This is a genomic window from Micromonospora sp. NPDC049230 (assembly GCF_040647875.1).
In the GTDB taxonomy this organism is placed as follows: domain Bacteria; phylum Actinomycetota; class Actinomycetes; order Mycobacteriales; family Micromonosporaceae; genus Micromonospora.
In genome coordinates this window covers 80,418-95,436 of sequence record NZ_JBEZCZ010000021.1, presented here as the reverse complement: position 1 = coordinate 95,436, position 15,019 = coordinate 80,418, and the positions used below count along the sequence as shown (strand labels likewise).

At 70.8% G+C, this 15,019-nt stretch carries 13 protein-coding genes; 3 read left to right on the top strand and 10 right to left on the bottom strand.

What is annotated here, in order from left to right:
* Window positions 1-10: 10 nt before the first annotated feature.
* Both AB0A95_RS19245 and AB0A95_RS19240 read right to left on the bottom strand, forming a co-directional pair.
* Complete coding sequence (locus AB0A95_RS19245) at window positions 11-751, bottom strand: hypothetical protein (protein WP_357557087.1); 741 nt, start codon at window positions 749-751, stop codon at window positions 11-13.
* A gap of 7 nt (window positions 752-758) precedes the next feature.
* Complete coding sequence (locus AB0A95_RS19240) at window positions 759-2,021, bottom strand: MFS transporter (protein ID WP_357557086.1); 1,263 nt, start codon at window positions 2,019-2,021, stop codon at window positions 759-761.
* A gap of 123 nt (window positions 2,022-2,144) precedes the next feature.
* On the opposite strand from AB0A95_RS19240, the gene AB0A95_RS19235 reads away from it, so the two are divergent.
* The gene (locus AB0A95_RS19235; RefSeq protein ID WP_357557085.1) at window positions 2,145-3,077 is read left to right on the top strand and encodes a LysR family transcriptional regulator; all 933 of its coding nucleotides are present in this window, start codon (window positions 2,145-2,147) and stop codon (window positions 3,075-3,077) included.
* Between the two features lie 120 nt (window positions 3,078-3,197).
* Here the strand turns inward: AB0A95_RS19235 and AB0A95_RS19230 are convergent, their stop codons facing one another.
* From AB0A95_RS19230 to AB0A95_RS19210, 5 genes are all read right to left on the bottom strand, one after another.
* Window positions 3,198-3,812 (bottom strand): hypothetical protein, encoded by a 615-nt coding sequence (locus AB0A95_RS19230; RefSeq protein ID WP_357557084.1) that lies wholly within the window; start codon window positions 3,810-3,812, stop codon window positions 3,198-3,200.
* Window positions 3,813-3,858: 46 nt separating this feature from the next.
* Window positions 3,859-5,196 carry a serine hydrolase domain-containing protein gene (locus tag AB0A95_RS19225; RefSeq protein ID WP_357557083.1) on the bottom strand — a complete coding sequence of 446 codons (1,338 nt, stop codon included), beginning with the start codon at window positions 5,194-5,196 and terminating at the stop codon, window positions 3,859-3,861.
* Window positions 5,197-5,247: 51 nt separating this feature from the next.
* On the bottom strand, window positions 5,248-5,967 hold the full coding sequence (locus AB0A95_RS19220; RefSeq protein WP_357557082.1) for an MBL fold metallo-hydrolase: 720 nt from the start codon (window positions 5,965-5,967) through the stop codon (window positions 5,248-5,250).
* 238 nt (window positions 5,968-6,205) lie between these two features.
* A complete protein-coding gene (locus AB0A95_RS19215; RefSeq protein ID WP_357557081.1) occupies window positions 6,206-9,283 on the bottom strand; it encodes a S8 family serine peptidase in 3,078 nt (1,025 codons plus the stop codon).
* 211 nt (window positions 9,284-9,494) lie between these two features.
* A complete protein-coding gene (locus AB0A95_RS19210) occupies window positions 9,495-9,770 on the bottom strand; it encodes a hypothetical protein (protein ID WP_357557080.1) in 276 nt (91 codons plus the stop codon).
* Between the two features lie 119 nt (window positions 9,771-9,889).
* Between AB0A95_RS19210 and AB0A95_RS19205 the strand changes: the two genes are divergently transcribed.
* Both AB0A95_RS19205 and AB0A95_RS19200 read left to right on the top strand, forming a co-directional pair.
* Window positions 9,890-10,741, top strand: a complete 852-nt coding sequence (locus AB0A95_RS19205) for a GntR family transcriptional regulator (RefSeq protein ID WP_357557079.1) — start codon at window positions 9,890-9,892, stop codon at window positions 10,739-10,741.
* Entirely contained in the window at window positions 10,738-11,463 is a 726-nt protein-coding gene (locus tag AB0A95_RS19200; RefSeq protein ID WP_357557078.1) for a protein phosphatase 2C domain-containing protein, read from the top strand. Before AB0A95_RS19205 ends, AB0A95_RS19200 begins: the two co-directional genes overlap by 4 nt.
* A gap of 353 nt (window positions 11,464-11,816) precedes the next feature.
* Here AB0A95_RS19200 and AB0A95_RS19195 read toward each other — a convergent pair whose 3' ends face one another.
* Genes AB0A95_RS19195 through AB0A95_RS19185 form a run of 3 tightly spaced genes read right to left on the bottom strand, consistent with a single transcriptional unit; the run spans window position 11,817 to window position 14,916 of the window.
* On the bottom strand, window positions 11,817-12,620 hold the full coding sequence (locus AB0A95_RS19195; RefSeq protein ID WP_357557077.1) for a sugar phosphate isomerase/epimerase: 804 nt from the start codon (window positions 12,618-12,620) through the stop codon (window positions 11,817-11,819).
* On the bottom strand, window positions 12,617-13,768 hold the full coding sequence (locus tag AB0A95_RS19190) for a dihydrodipicolinate synthase family protein (protein ID WP_357557076.1): 1,152 nt from the start codon (window positions 13,766-13,768) through the stop codon (window positions 12,617-12,619). Before AB0A95_RS19190 ends, AB0A95_RS19195 begins: the two co-directional genes overlap by 4 nt.
* On the bottom strand, window positions 13,765-14,916 hold the full coding sequence (locus AB0A95_RS19185) for a Gfo/Idh/MocA family oxidoreductase (protein WP_357557075.1): 1,152 nt from the start codon (window positions 14,914-14,916) through the stop codon (window positions 13,765-13,767). Before AB0A95_RS19185 ends, AB0A95_RS19190 begins: the two co-directional genes overlap by 4 nt.
* Window positions 14,917-15,019 lie beyond the last annotated feature (103 nt).

The following is a 15,019-nucleotide window of genomic DNA, read 5'->3' as shown; positions in this document are numbered from 1 at the left end:
GTGCTCCCGATCAGGCTGGCGTCGTCGGGCCGCCGAGGGCGACTGTGAGGCGTTCCGACCCACCGTCCCGGTCGTACGCCAGCGTCAGCGTGCGCGCCTCGTCCGGAGGGCCGGGTTCGAAGACCACCGTCTCCATGAACAGCCCCCCGCGCCCTTCGCCGCTGCCGCCGCCCGCCCGGTACCGCGTTCCCGCGTCGTCCCACCCGCGCCACCGACTCAGTCGGACGTGCATGCCGTCCAGCGAACCCGGGTCACGGGCGTCGGTGCCGGCGTACGCCAGCCTCACCACGACCATCGTCGACCAGCGTTCCAGGCTGATCAGCGTGGCGGGCACCGCGTCAAGCGTCAGCGCACGACCGGCCAGCGAGATCACCTCCCGCAACCGGGCAGGGTCGACAACCGGCTCCTGCCACCGCGCGCGGTCACGACCGTGCTGCAACACCAACTGTTGCCGGGCCTCGACCGACAGTGGCGCCCAGTGATCGGGCGTCAGGCGACCCTCGGTCGACATGCGCTTCTCGGTCGACATGTGCCTCACGACGCGGGTGAACCGGCCACGTCGCTCCAACTCCCGATCCAGGTCGGCGAGGATGCGTTCCATGTCCTCCTGAGCCAGGGCACCGGCCGCCACCAGTCCCACCGCCACGCCGCGGATCTCCGAACGGTCCACCGTCCGCCCGTGCGGCGGCTGACCAGCACCGGCCGGCAGTCGATCGACAATGTACTTCGCCAGGTACGCCCGTCCCTCCATCCACCCATCATCCACCGACGCTCCGGCCGACGCGGACGTCCCCGGCCGGCGGGACCGGCTCCGGAGCCGACCAGTCCTTCCGGTTGGGTAGCAGCAGCGGGGTGGCGAGCAGGAGTACGCCGGAGACGGCGATCGCGGCCAGCGGGCTGGTGCGGGTGGCGAGCACACCCCAGATCACCATCAGGACAGCCTGGAGGAGTCTGCTGCTGGCGGTCCAGGTGCTGAGCACCTGGGCGGTGTGCGACACCGGAGTCCGTCGCAGGCGTTCGGTCGCGTAGATCGGGTTGAAGACGCCCATGCAGGTGACCAGCAGGCTCTCGACGACGATCACGGTGACCAGCCCGGGGACGCCGGGCTGGACGAACGCGAGACCGAGGGGGAACACCGAGCGCAGCCACCCGGAGACGACAATGACGCGGCGCCCGCCGTGGCGGTGCGCGAGGCGCGCGGACAGGCGGGCACCCACGAAGCCGCCGAGCGCCGGGATGCCGAACGCGAGACCGTACTGCCAGGCCGGCATGTGGTAGTCACCCAGCAGGAGAACGGCCAGCAGCGGGGCGGTGGCCATGATGAGTCCGCCGACCAGCACCGAGTTGAGGAACAGCCCCCGCAGGACGCGGTCGCCGAGGATGAGTCGCCAGCCGTGCGGCAGGTCGGCCGGGCGCAGCCGGGTGACCCGGTCGCGGGGCGCCGCGACGTCGCCGCCCCGAATGCGCAGGACCGCGAGCGCGGACAGCAGGTAGCTGAGAGCGTCGGCCAGGACCGTGACGACCGGGCCGAGCAACCCGACAAGCGCGCCGCCCAGGGGCGGGCCCGCCGCGATCGCCGTCCAGGTCGTGCCCTCGAACCGTCCGTTCGCCACCAGGAGGTGCTCACCACGGACCAGATACTTCAGGTACGCGCCGGACGCGGCGGTGAACGCGATGCTCGCCGTCCCGCAGACCACCGAGACAACCAACAGTTGACCGTACGACAGCACGCCGACAAGGTACGCGACCGGGACACTGGCCATCGCCGCGAACCGGACCAGGTCCATCGCGATCATCACCGGTCGCTTGGCGCGGTGCTCGACCCACGGCCCGAGCGAGACGGCGACGATCGCCGCGACGGCGAGCCCCGCCGCCTCCAGCAGTGACACGGCGAATGCCGACGAGTCCAGCACATGCACCGCGAGCAGCGGAAACGCCCCGAAGGCGAGCCAGCTGCCGTACGCGCTGACACCGTACGCCGACCACAGCCACCCGAAGTCGGGCCCCAACCGTACGCGCACGCGGCTCCCTCCCGACAAGCGGTGTGCGGACCCGGGCATCCCACCGCACCGACCGCCGTGGGAGCAAACAACCGACTTCCCGGCGAGCCACAACCACTGGTTGTGCATGCGCATAATGGGTGCGTGGATACCGAGGCGGTGCGATCGTTCGTCCGGGCGGCGGAGCTGGGCCAACTGCGACAGGCCGCCGACGAGCTGGGCGTGACACAACAGGCCGTGTCGAAGCGGATCGCCGCCCTCGAACGTGACCTCGACGTCCGGTTGTTCACCCGTACCGCCCGAGGGGTCGAGCTGACACTCGACGGCCAGGCGTTCCTCCCGCACGCCCGGGACGTCGTCGCCGGTGTCGACCGTGCCGTGGCCGCGATCAGGCCGGGCTCGCGGGCCCTGCGGATCGACGTGCTCGGCCTGCGATCCGCGCAGGCAGTCGTCCTACACGACTACTGGCGGTCACATCCGGAAACCAACCTCGACGTGGTGACCCTGCGGGTCGACAACCCGCGCGAGGCTGCCGCCGCCGTCCAGGCCGGCGACATCGACGCCTCGTTCCGCTCGGTCACCGACCCGGCCACGCTGCCGCGCGACGTGCGGATGGTCCACGCGTTCGACTCCCCGCTGGAACTCCTCGTCGGCCCGAGGCACCCGCTCGCCTCCGCCCGGACACTGACGCCGCAGCGGCTGCGTGGGCACCGGATCTGGGTGCCGGGCATCGCGCCGCGCAGCGAGTGGGCGGACTTCTACGACCAGCTCGCGACCGACTTCGACCTGCGCATCGACGCGGCGGGCCCGCACTTCGGCGACGAGGTGCTCCTCGACATCCTCGCCGACTCCGGCGACGTGGCAACCCTGGTCGGCTCGCGCGACAGGTACCTCTGGCCCACGAACCACGGCCTCCGCCGCATCCCGATCGTGAATCCGACGCTCGCGTACCCGCTGTCGCTTCTCCTCCCCCGGGCGAACCCGCACCCCGGCCTGCGGGCGGTCCTCGACCACGTCGCAGGCCTGGCTGCGCTCCCCGCGACGACCTGGCGCCCATCCTGGGCACCGACCACCTGAGGGTGCCGTTGCCGATGTCGGAGGTTCACCGGGTGAACGCCTACGAACTCGCCGCCAGGTTGTACGTCTGGCTGCTCGCCGGCACGGCGCAATAGCCGGATCAGCCGGTCGGGCGGGCGGTCACCCGGCGGCCGTTCGGCGGCCCCCGTGTGAGGCGACCAGGGCGTCAGCCACGATCGCGGCGTCAGCCTCGGCGATGTCGGCCGGATACTCCGGCAGGAGGTCGTCCCAGACGACCAGCCAGGATCCGAAGAGCTGCGCCTGGCCCTCGGGCCGTGCGAAGAACCAGACGTGCAGGTGGGCGGCGCCGTCTCCGACGCGGTAGACGTGGGCCCGCGAGATGTGCGGCAGGGCCTGCACGTGGCGGACGATCCGCGTGCTCAGCAGGCCCAGCTCCGCGGCGAGATCGTCGGGGAGGTCGGCCATGTCGTAGTGGTCGCGCGGGTACAGCATCAGCGCCAGCGGCACGCCCACGCCCGTGATACGGGCCAGCCGCCAGTGATCGTTGAACCAGATTCCCTCGTCACGCTCCTGGCAGTTCTGGCACTCCGCCGGATCCTCGCCGTGTCGCGCGGGGTCGGGCACCACCGGGGGTCGCAGCGGTGCGGCGCGTAACCCGTCCTGGTCGAATGGGCTGATGTCCCATCCGGTCATGCCCGCCGACAGCGGAAGCCGCCGTTCGCCGTCCGCGACGGAGATCGCGTGGTCATAGAACTGGTCCGGACTCAAGGCCATGGCGGGAAGAGTAGTGCAATCAAGATCCTCTTGGTGCCCGTCGCCCTCACGACCGTTTCGCGGTCTGCGTCACCCCCTCCTGCCGCAGTTCCAGGACGTCGGCAGGTAGGAACCGGATCTCCAGGTCGAGTCCGGGGTGGAGGTAGCGACCGTCCGGGTCCGCGCGCAGCACCACCGGTCGCTGCCCAGCGGCGGAGAGGGTCAGGTGACCGTCGGAGAGCGCGATGTCGATCGGATAGTCGTCGCGCAGGAGGTAGCGACCCGACACGTCACCGGGCGGTGCGGTGGTGACACCTGTGGCGTACCGACGGTCCGCGGCGGCGCGGATGCTGACCAGCGTCTCCCAGCCGTCCTCGGAGTTGGTCATCGCCGCGACCGCGATGCCGCTGTCGGGCCACACGTACGAGAAGCAGGTGTAGCCGACGTTCGACCCGGTGTGTCCGAAGCGCCGGGCGCTGTCGTCGACCTCGGTGCCGAGCCCGTAGGCGCCGCCCGGGATCTGCGGCTTGCGCATCTCGGTGGCCAGGTCGCGGTCGAGCAGCCGCGAGTCTCCCGAGGCCGCTCGGGCGATCTCGAGGTCGAGCCGGAGCAGGTCGGTCGGTGTGCTCCACAGCCCCGCCGCCGCCAGCTCCGGTTGCGTACGCCACCCGCCGGGGACCGGGGTGCCGCCGCCGTGGTGGCCCCGGGCCACCAGATCCGGCCGCTGGTGCGGAAACCGTTGGTCGAAGCTGCTGTCGGCCATCGCCACCGGATCCAGCACCAGCGTGCGCATCAGGTCCTCGAACGGCGTACCCGTCGCATCCACCAGCAACTGTTGGAGCACGGCGTAGTGGCTGCCCGAGTAACGGAAACGGCTCCCCGGCAACAGGGCCGACCGTACCGGTGCGGTGGTCGTCGGGCCGCTGCCGTCCAGGACCTGCGACAGCGACGGGACGCGATCCGCGGCATAGCCCCGGTACCAGGTGTCGGACAGGCCCGCCGTGTGCGCCAGCAACTGTCGTACGGTGACCGCCGGTTGGCGGCCCGCGCGGTCGAGCAGGCGCCACGAGGTGAGGTACGCGCGGATGTCGGCGTCCAGAGCCAACACACCGTCCTGAACCAGTCGCAGTGTGCCGAACGCGGCGACATGCTTACTTATCGAGCAGGCCGCGAACGCGGTGCCGGCGGTCACCGGCGTCGACGTCGCGCCACCGGTGACGCCGTACCCCGCCGCCCACACCCGCCCGTCCAGGTGTCCGACGGCGATGCTGACCCCCGGCACCTGGTAGCCGCTCATCAGATCGGGCAGCGCCGCCGTGTCCGGCGACAGCAGCCCGGAGGACACCTGCCGGTCGAGGTGGTCCAGCAACCGGGACCAGTCCCGCGAGAAGTCTGCGTCTTCCACAGCGCCGATTCTTGACCATGTGTGCCGCCGCCGGGGGGTCACCCCTTCAACTCACCGCCAGTCGTTCTCCGGCGCCGCCGCCCGCAGCACCTCGCTCGCGCCCCGCAACACCGGCTCGCCGTGCGGAACGCACAACGCCTCCACCTCCAGCGACGCCAACCGCCGGAAGGAGGCGATGGCCTGATCTCTGTCCACGTTGAACGGGCCGAGGATCGCGCGGCCCTCCGTGGTGGCGATGATGTCACCGGGGAACAGCACGCCGCTGGAGGCGAGGTGGAGTGCGATGCTTCCGGGGGTGTGTCCGGGCACGTGCAGGACGCGGACCGGCTCGCCCCAGTCGTCAATGGTGTCTCCGTCGTGCAGTTCCACATCCACCGGCACATGGTGTCGGGGCCGCTGCTCCGCTTCGGAGAAGCTCGCCATGATCTGCTCGTGCAGCACGCGTTCCGGGGCGGTGTACGCCGGCTCGGGTTCGGGTTCTGTGCCACTGATGAACGGGACGTCCAGTGCACCAGCCAGGACCCGGGCGCCGGTGGCCTCGACGAGATCCGCGGCAGAGCCCATGTGGTCGATGTGGGAGTGAGTCAGCACTATCTGCCGCAGGTCCGGCGAGCGGCCGCCAAGCCGCGCCAGGGCATTGAGGATCGTGGGGGCCGACCCCGGAACGGCGGTGTCGATCAGGGCGTAACCGTCCGGCAGGCGCACGAGGTGGACGTGCCCGAGTGGGAAGGCCAACTGCCAGACAGTGGGGCTGACCTGGGTGAGATCCATCAGGCGACGCTAGCGGGTGGCCGGCGGGTGGCACGCTTCTTTCTGCTGACAGCGACGAAGCTCGGCGTGAGACGAGGAAGCCTGGTCGGGCTTTCCGGGTCAGGGTTTGCGGGCCACCGCGCCGTAGCTGGAGACGCCGGCCAGCGCCGGTCGCTGCTCCGGGGGGTGGGCTTGCACAGGCCCGCCGGAAAGGACCGTGGGGCGGTGCGCTCGGCACCGCCCCACGCTCAGCTACCCGTTACTCCCAGGCACTCTGCTGGGTGTAGACGAGGTTGCCGGGGATGACCGTTCCGTTGGTGCTGCTGTACTCGGTGTACGCCCAGAAGTCGCCGGCGGGCAGCGGCTTGTTCGGCTTCAACGTGAACTGCTGCGACGAGCCGCGCTCCACCGTGCGGGGAAGCGTCAGCGTGGCACCCGTGTACTTCGCGTTGCGGCCGAGGATGGCGTGACCGAACTGGAAGTCGACGACCGGACCACCGGGGAACTGTGCGAACACGTACGCTGTGTAACGCCCCGGCTCGGGCAGGAACTTGTACGCCTGCTCCGTGCTGGTCCAGTACCTGTCACTGCTGTAGATCAGCTTGTCGCCCCGGTACAGGTAGAGGTCCAGGTTGGTGTTCGGGTCGTCGGCGTTGGTCTCGACCACGATGCCTGCGGTGTTCGCCGGCACTGTGAAGTCGAACTTCTTCACGCCGGCGGCCTTCGGGTCGAAAACGCCGCCGTAGACACCCGCCGGGATCGAGTACGACTCGCGCCGCATCGGCGTGTAGCCGGTGCTGCGACCGGTGAGCGGTCCGGTGAAGCCGGGCTGGACCAGGCCGGACGCACCGCTGGTCATCCGGCCGAACTCCTCCCCGTCGTCCCCGTACGGTCGGGGCATGACGCCCCACGGACGGGCGGTGACCGGGATCCGGGCACTGTGGGCCTTGCCGCGCCAGCCGATCGACCCGGTCACGTACCGGTCCCAGGGCGCGCTGCCGCGCCGCATCGTGATGGTCACTGTCGCGGACCTGCCGGGCGCCACAGTCACCGAGGCCGGCGACACGGTGACCTTCATGCCGTTCAGACCGGACACCGACGAGCGGTAGGTCTCCCGCTCCCTGCCCACGTTGGTCAGGGTGCGGGTGAGTGTCACCGGGCGGGTCCCGTCGTACTCGCGCAGCGAGATGGCCGGCAGGTTGAGCTCCTTGCCGTCCGGCTCGGCCGTCTCGCTGTAGGCGACCAGGTCGGCCGCGGTCGGCTCGATGACCAGCCCGGGATCGGTGGCCCCGGCCAGGTTGATGAAACCGCTGCCCTGGTCCAGGGGGCTGCTGGTGCCGACCGTGTCGGTGGCGGTGGTGCGCAGTGCCGAGGCGACCCGGCCCGGCGACCAGGTCGGATGCGTGGCCCGCAGAACGGCGGCCGCGCCGGCGACGTACGGTGAGGCCATCGAGGTGCCGGAGTACGCGTCGTACGCCCGCCCGAAGTTGCCCGCGGGCGAGACCGCGGCGATGATGTCCGAGCCCGGTGCGACCAGGTCCGGCTTGGAGACGCCGAGGGCCACACCGGTCGGGCCGGTGGAGGAGAAGTCCGCGACGCTGGGCACGCCCGGGACGCTGGAGCCGTCACCACCGCTGCGCAGGGACACCGTCGCGTCGGTGGGGTGGCGCATCAGGTAGTTGAACAGCGTGCCGGCCTGCTTCTCGGTCGGCAGGTAGACGACCGGGAAGTTGAAGATGGAGTTGATCCGGTAGTTGCCGACCGGGTCGAACACCACCATCGCCGCTCCGCCCTTGGCCTTGATCTCGGCGGCGGAACCGAACATGTCGGACAGCGCGCACGCGACGACCTTGCCCTTGATCTTGGCGGGGTCGAGGCTGCCCGGTTCGCAGTAGACCGCGCCCAGATCCGGCGTACCGGCCTGCTCGCCGAAGACCATCGGCCGCGAGGCGCCGCCGGGCAGCGCGTCCAGCGAGCCACCCACGAGCTTCGTGCCGTCGCCCAGCTTGACGGTGGCCTCGTCGAGGTTCGTCACCGCCGCGCCGACAGTGGTCACCCAGGGTGCCGCGTTGCTGATCGCCCCGCTCACGATGCCGGTGTTGCCGGCCGACGCCGCCACGAAGACTCCCGCCAGCGTGGCGTTGAGGAAGGCGGTGCCGATGGGGGTGTTGGCCTCCCAGTCGCCCAGGTCGCTGCCGATCGAGAAGTTCAGGACCTGCACGCCGTCGGCGACCGCGGCGTCGATGCCGGCGATGATGTCGGCGTCGTAGCCCATGCCGCTCCAGAGCACCTTGTAGACGGCGATCTGGGCGTCCGGCGCCACCCCGGAGACCGGGCCGAAGCGCCGACCGTCGATCGTGACGTTCGGAATCGGCAGACCGGCGGCCGTGGAGGCGGTGTGCGTGCCGTGCCCCGACATGTCGCGGGGGGACAGCACCTCACTGTCGGGCACCGAGCCGCCGTCGGCGAGCCACGTGTCGGCGAAGTACCGGGCGCCGACGATCTTGCCGTTGCAGTGCTCGGCCACGAAGGCGACACCGGTCTGGCAGGTGCCGTGCCAGGTCGGGGGGGCCGGCATCTTCTTGGCGAACGACGCGCTCTCCGGCCAGATGCCGGTGTCCAGGACGCCGATCACCATGCCCGCGCCCGTACCGGGACCGGGCTTGACCGGCTTGCCGGGCGGACCTCCCGCCGGGCCCTGCTCCGGCGCGGCCGGAGTGGTGGCGCCCGGGGCCCCGGCGCTCGGGGCGGTCGGCGACGGCGCGGTGGGCGGCGGCGTCGGAGTGCCGAGGGCCCGCGCGGCGGTCACCGCGCGGACTCGCTTGTCCGCCCGCAGGGTGGTCGCCTGCTGCGCGGTCAGCTTCGCCGAGAACCCGTTGAAGGCGGCGGTGTACGCCGCCTTGACCGTGACGCCGGCGGCGTCCGCGACGGCCTTGCGCTGCGCGTCGAGGTGTCCGCGGTACGCCCGCGCGGGTGCCGACGTCGCGTCCAGCCGGTCGCCGGCCTCCGGACGGGTCCGCGCCAGTCCGGCAACACCGCCGGTGTACGCGGTCAGCGGGTCCTCGGCCAGCTCGACGATGTACGTGCCCGAACCGGTCTCGTCCACCGCGGCCCGTTGGCCTGCCGCGTTCCGGCCGCCGGGTCGGCGATCGGCCCCGTCGGTCAGGGTGACCTTCTTGTCCTGCCCAGCGGTGAAGTAGCTGGTGCCGCTGCCCGCTGGCCCCGCCGGTGCCGCCGACGCCGGTCCCGCGACGCCTGTGGTGCCGGTGATCAGCGCGACGATCAGCGACGGTATCGCCAGTCGTCGCAGCCTGTTTCCGCTCGTGCCTGTAGCCACGAGGCTCCTTTCGATGGCTCCCTTGTGGAGCTGTTCCTCGACCGCGATCCGCTCATGGAAGCGCTCCCCCACCTAAGCCGCCGACGGTTAATCGACGGTTTGCACGGTGTTACGGATCGCCGGTGCGTATAAGATCACGATCTGCGGGCCACGCCTAGATCAAGTTTTCCCGATGCCCCCAAAGCAGGGCGAACACCTGGGCGAGCCGCGTTCAGGAGTCTTGCCTGACCTTCGCGATGTCCAGATCCAGCCGGGGGCCGAAGAATCTGGTGAAGTCCTCCAGACAGTCCGATCGGAAGATCTCCCGCGCACCATCGAGGATGGCCACCGCTCCGGACGGAAGGTCGAAGAGGTAGCCGACCACCTCCTCATCCCTGATGAGAACGAAGACCTGCGGCACATCAGCCACGACAACCGTTGGAATCTCGTGCATCGACGGTTCGCTCGCGCTCCGCAGCTCTTGTGGCTCGCCACGATATTCAGTCACGTACACCCTCCTCCTGAGGTACCCCGATGCGCCGGTCTCGACGGGTGACCCGACCGTCAAGCCCTCCCCCGCCAGATTGTCTTGGGACAATCTATGCAAGATAGTGTGGGGACAATCTGGTGCAGAGTCAAGGATTGTCATGGGACAACCGGAAGGGTGTAAACGTGCCGGTGCACTCGCGCTACCTGAACATCGCGTCCATGCTCCGGGAGCGGATCGAGGCCGGCGACTGGGAGCCGGGTGCGCGGCTTCCAACCCTCAACGATCTCGCCGCCGAGTACGACGCCAACCGCGACACCGTCGGCCGGGCCATCGCCCTGCTGGAGACCGAGGGCTACCTGTGGGCCGTCCAGGGGCGCGGCATCGCCGTTCGGTACGGCACCATGCGCCCACGTCGACCGCGCGGTGACCTGGTCAAGCGCAACGAGCAGGCAACCGGATACTCGTTTCCTTCGGCAAGCAGCCAGGAGGTGTGGGTTCGCCACGGCGAGGCCGTCAGTGCCCCGGTCCCGCTGGACGATCCCCGCATCGCCAAGCTTCTCGGCGTCGACCGTGGCACCGAGGTGCTGCGCCGGTTTCGGGTTACCGGGCCGGCGTCCGAAGCCCCATTCCAGATCAACATCTCGTGGATTCACCCACGTGTCGCCGACGTCGTCGCTGACCTGGACGCGAACCCCGCCGCGGGCGAGTGGCTGCACCGCATCGAGACCGCCGGCCACTGGCCCATCAGTTGGATGGAGATCCACCGCGCCCGGATGCCCAGCAAGGACGAGGCAGCGCTCCTGGAGATCCCCACCAACCTGCCCGTACTGGAGATCGTGCGGGTCGGCACCTCCGGCGGTGATGAGAAGCCGGTCGAGGTGACCGAGTACGTCGTGGCGAGCGACCGAGTCGAAACGGTCCACATCCTGCGCCGCGCCGATAACGCCAAGCAGCCGTGGCCCGACGCCGGGCCGGGAGGCGAGTCATGACCGTCGCCCGCACTGTCGAAGCCGCCAGCCGGACGCACCAGGGCCTCGTCCGCAAACGAAACGAGGACTCCCACAGTCAGGGGCAGTGGCTCTACGTCGTCGCGGACGGCCTCGGCGGCCACGTCGCCGGTGACATCGCGAGCAGCACAGCCATCGCCGCCATGAAGGCGTACGACCGCCCGGTGGATCCGGAGGAGCTTGCCGGCTTCTTGGGGCGGGCGGTCAGCGAAGCGAGCGAGGCGTTACGCCGGAAGATCCGCGAGGATCCGAAGCTGGCGGGGATGGGGACCACGCTTGTCGCCCTGCTTCGGTCCGGCAGTCATGCGGTCGTCGCGAACGTCGGGGACTCCCGCGCCTACCTGATCCGACGCCACGGCTCCCGCGACAATGTCATGGTCCAGATCAGTGAGGATCACACCTACGAACACCTCGTTGCCGGCGCTGAAGAGGTGCCCAATCTTCCCCAGAAGCTGGCCCGCTTCCTCGACGGACGGGACGACGGCCGGTCGGCCGACCTGACACCGCTCCAACTCCATCCCGGCGACCGATTCCTGTTGTGCTCTGACGGACTGAGTTCGTACGTGCCACACGAGCAGATACGAGCAGTGCTCGACTCCGACGACAACCCCGGGGACATCGCCGACCAACTCGTGGCCCTGGCGATCCGACAGGGTGGACACGACAACGTCACCGTGATCATCATCGACGTGGCCCGACGCTAGAACTCCGCCACCCCTGACGCTGGCCTCCCAGGTGACAGGCAGGCGCGCCGTCGGCACCATGATCGAAAGTGGTGAGCTCATCGGCCGTGCCGGCAGAGGGATTTTCGTGTCGGAGACGATCGCCCGAGCGAACACCAGCGCACATCGCCGGACTGCTCCTGACTGCCTTTGCTCTGCACCCCAATAGGCGCCAGTCACGGACCGTAGCCGTCGCATCCGCGGGTGCAGAGCAAAGGCGGCGAGCAGGGCACCCACGCCTCTTCGCCGGCCACGCCGCTTGGTCAGTAACCAGCCTCGGCTGGTCGGCCGGGTGAGCGCGCCGACCGCCTCCGCGCCGCCACCGTCGAAGCGGCTCAGACGACGTGGTCCAGGTAACCGGTGATCGCCGCGTCCAGCACCTCCGCGCCGGGCCGCGCCCACACCTCGGCGGAGAAGACCTCCACCTCGATCGGGCCGTCATACCCGGCCGCGTCCACCGCCTCGCGCAACCGGCGCAGCTCGATGCACCCGTCGCCGGGCAGCGCCCGACCGAGCAGCGCCCCCTCCGGCAGCGGCGTCACCCAGTCGCAGACCTGGAACGCGGCGATCCGTGGCCCGGCCCGCTGGATCTGCGCGTACACCGTGTCGTCCCACCAGACGTGGTACGCGTCGACGACCACGCCGACCACCGCCGGGTCGAACCGTTCGGCGATGTCCAGCGCCTGGCCGAGGCTGGCGATCACGCAGCGATCGGCGGCGAACATCGGGTGCAGCGGCTCGATGGCCAGCCGTACCCCGGCGGCCTCGGCGTGCGGTGCCAACTCGCCGATCGCGTCGGCGACCCGACGGCGGGCGCCGTCGATGTCCCGGCTGCCCGGCGCCAGCCCACCGGAGACCAGCACCAGCTCGGGTGAACCGAGGGTGGCCGCCTCCTCGACGGCGCGCAGATTCTCCGTCAACCAGTCGTCGGCGCAGAAGAACCCGCCCCGGCACAGCGAGGTGACGGTGAGACCGGCGTCGCGGACCAGCTTCGCCGACCGGGCCAGCCCGTGCTCCGCCACCGGCTCGCGCCACAGCCCGATGCCCGGCACCCCGGCGGCGACGCAGCCGGACACCACGTCGGGCAGGGGCCAGTGCTGGGCGGTGGCCTGGTTGAACGAGAAACGCGCGAGGCTCACTGGGCCACACCCGCCACAGTGAAGAACGCCCGCGCGCGGGCGGCGGCCAGGTCGGCGTCCGGCAACAACCCGGCCTTGTCGGCCAGGACGAGCAGTGTCGCCAGGTGCGCCGGGGACCGGCCGGACTGCGCCCCGCCGACCATCGTGAAATGGTCCTGGTGCCCGGCCAGCCAGGCCAGGAAGACGATCCCCGTCTTGTAGTGCCAGGTCGGTGCCGCGAACAGGTGCCGGGCCAGCGGGACAGTCGGCGCGAAGATCTCGGTGTACGCCGCCAGGTCACCCCGGTCCAGGGCGGCCAACGCCGCGGCGGCGGCCGGCGCGATGGCCGCGAACACCCCGAGCAGCGCGTCGGAGTGCCCCACCTCGTCGCCCCGGATCAGCTCCGGGTAGTGGAAGTCGTCACCGGTGTAGAGGCGCACCCCGACGGGCAGGCGGCGGCGCAGCGCGACCTCCCGGCCGGCGTCGAGCAGCGACACCTTGATGCCGTCCACAGTCGACTCGTGCGCCTTGATCAGCTCGGTGACCGTGTCGGCGGCGGCGTCCAGGTCGACCGCACCCCAGTAGCCGGTCAACGCCGGGTCGAACATCGGGCCCAGCCAGTGCAACACCACCGGCCCGTCGGCCGCGCTCAGCAGCTCGTCGTACACCCGCAGGTAGTCCTCCGGCCCACGGGCGGCGGCGGCCAGGTGTCGGCTGCACATCACCACCGGCCGGGCGCCGGCCGCGCGGACGTCGCCGAGCTGTTCGGTGTACGCGGCGGTGACCGCCGCCAGGGTCGCCCGGCCGGGCGGCAGCTGGTCCGTACCGACGCCGGCGACGATCCGACCGCCCACCGCACGGGCCTCGGCGGCGCTGCGGCGGATCAGCTCCCGGGTGGCCGGATAGTCCAGCCCCATCCCCCGCTGGGCGGTGTCCATCGCCTCGGCGACTCCCAACCCGTACGACCAGAGGTGCCGTCGGAACGCGAGCGTGGTGTGCCAGTCCACCGCCGCCGGGGCGCCCGGCACGTTCTCCGCGGCCGGGTCGGCGACCACGTGCGCGGCGGCGTACGCGATCCGGCTCCTCGCCGGGGCCGCCGGGCGGGCGAAGCCACTGCCACCGGCCAGCCGGTGCCGTCGCCCGCCCGGCAGCACGACCTCGGCCGTCACCCGAACAGCTCCGGCACCTCGACACGACGGCCCTCGCGGGCCGAGCGCAGCCCCAACTCGGCGAGCTGGACGCCGCGCGCGCCGGCCCGGAAGTCCCACCGGAACGGCTCGCCGGCCACGACGTGCCGCAGGTACGCCTCCCACTGCACCTTGAAGCCGTTGTCGAACTCCTCGTTGTCGGGCACCTCGGCCCACTGCGCCCGGAAGTCCTCGGTGGCCGGCAGGTCCGGGTTCCACACCGGCTTCGGGGTGACCGCCCGGTGCTGCACCCGGCAGTTGCGCAGCCCGGCCACCGCGCTGCCCTCGGTGCCGTCGACCTGGAACTCCACAAGCTCGTCGCGGTACACCCGCACACCCCAGGACGAGTTGATCTGCGCGATGATGCCGCCGTCGAGCTCGAAGACGGCGTACGCGGCGTCGTCGGCGGTGGCCGGATAGACCTGACCGGCCTCGTCGACCCGCTCGGGCACGTGGGTGGCGGTCACGCAGGAGACGGCGGCGACCCGGCCGAACAGCTCCTCCAACACGTAGTGCCAGTGCGGGAACATGTCGACGACGATGCCGCCGCCGTCCTCGGCCCGGTAGTTCCACGAGGGACGTTGGGCGGGCTGCCAGTCACCCTCGAAGACCCAGTAGCCGAACTCGCCGCGCACCGAGAGGATCCGGCCGAAGAAGCCGCCGTCGACGAGGCGCTTGAGCTTGCGCAGGCCGGGCAGGAAGAGTTTGTCCTGTACGACACCTGTGCGCAGGCCGGCCGCGTCGGCAGCCCGGGCCAGGTCGAGCGCGGCGGCGGTGTCCTCGGCGAGGGGCTTCTCGGTGTAGACGTGTTTGCCGGCCTCGATGGCCCGCCGGATCGACTTCTCCCGCTGCTGGGTGACCTGGGCGTCGAAGTAGATCTCGACGTCGTCGCGGGCCAGCGCCGAGGTCAGGTCTGTCGTCCAGTCGGTCAGCCCGTGCCGGTCGGCGATCTCCCGGAGCTTGGTCTCGTTGCGCCCGACCAGGACCGGTTCCGGCCAGATGGTCGTGCCGTCGGCCGCCGTCACACCGCCGGCCTCGCGGATGGCCAGCAGCGAGCGGACGAGGTGCTGCCGGTAGCCCATCCGTCCGGTCACGCCGTTGACGATGATGCCGATCGACCTGCGGGTCATGCGTTCTCCCTTCCGTCGTGCTGGTCGCGCCTCCCTGCGGGAAAGGGCTTTCTCTGCGGTACCGTGACGCTAGCCGGCACGACGAAACGCCGTCAACAGATCG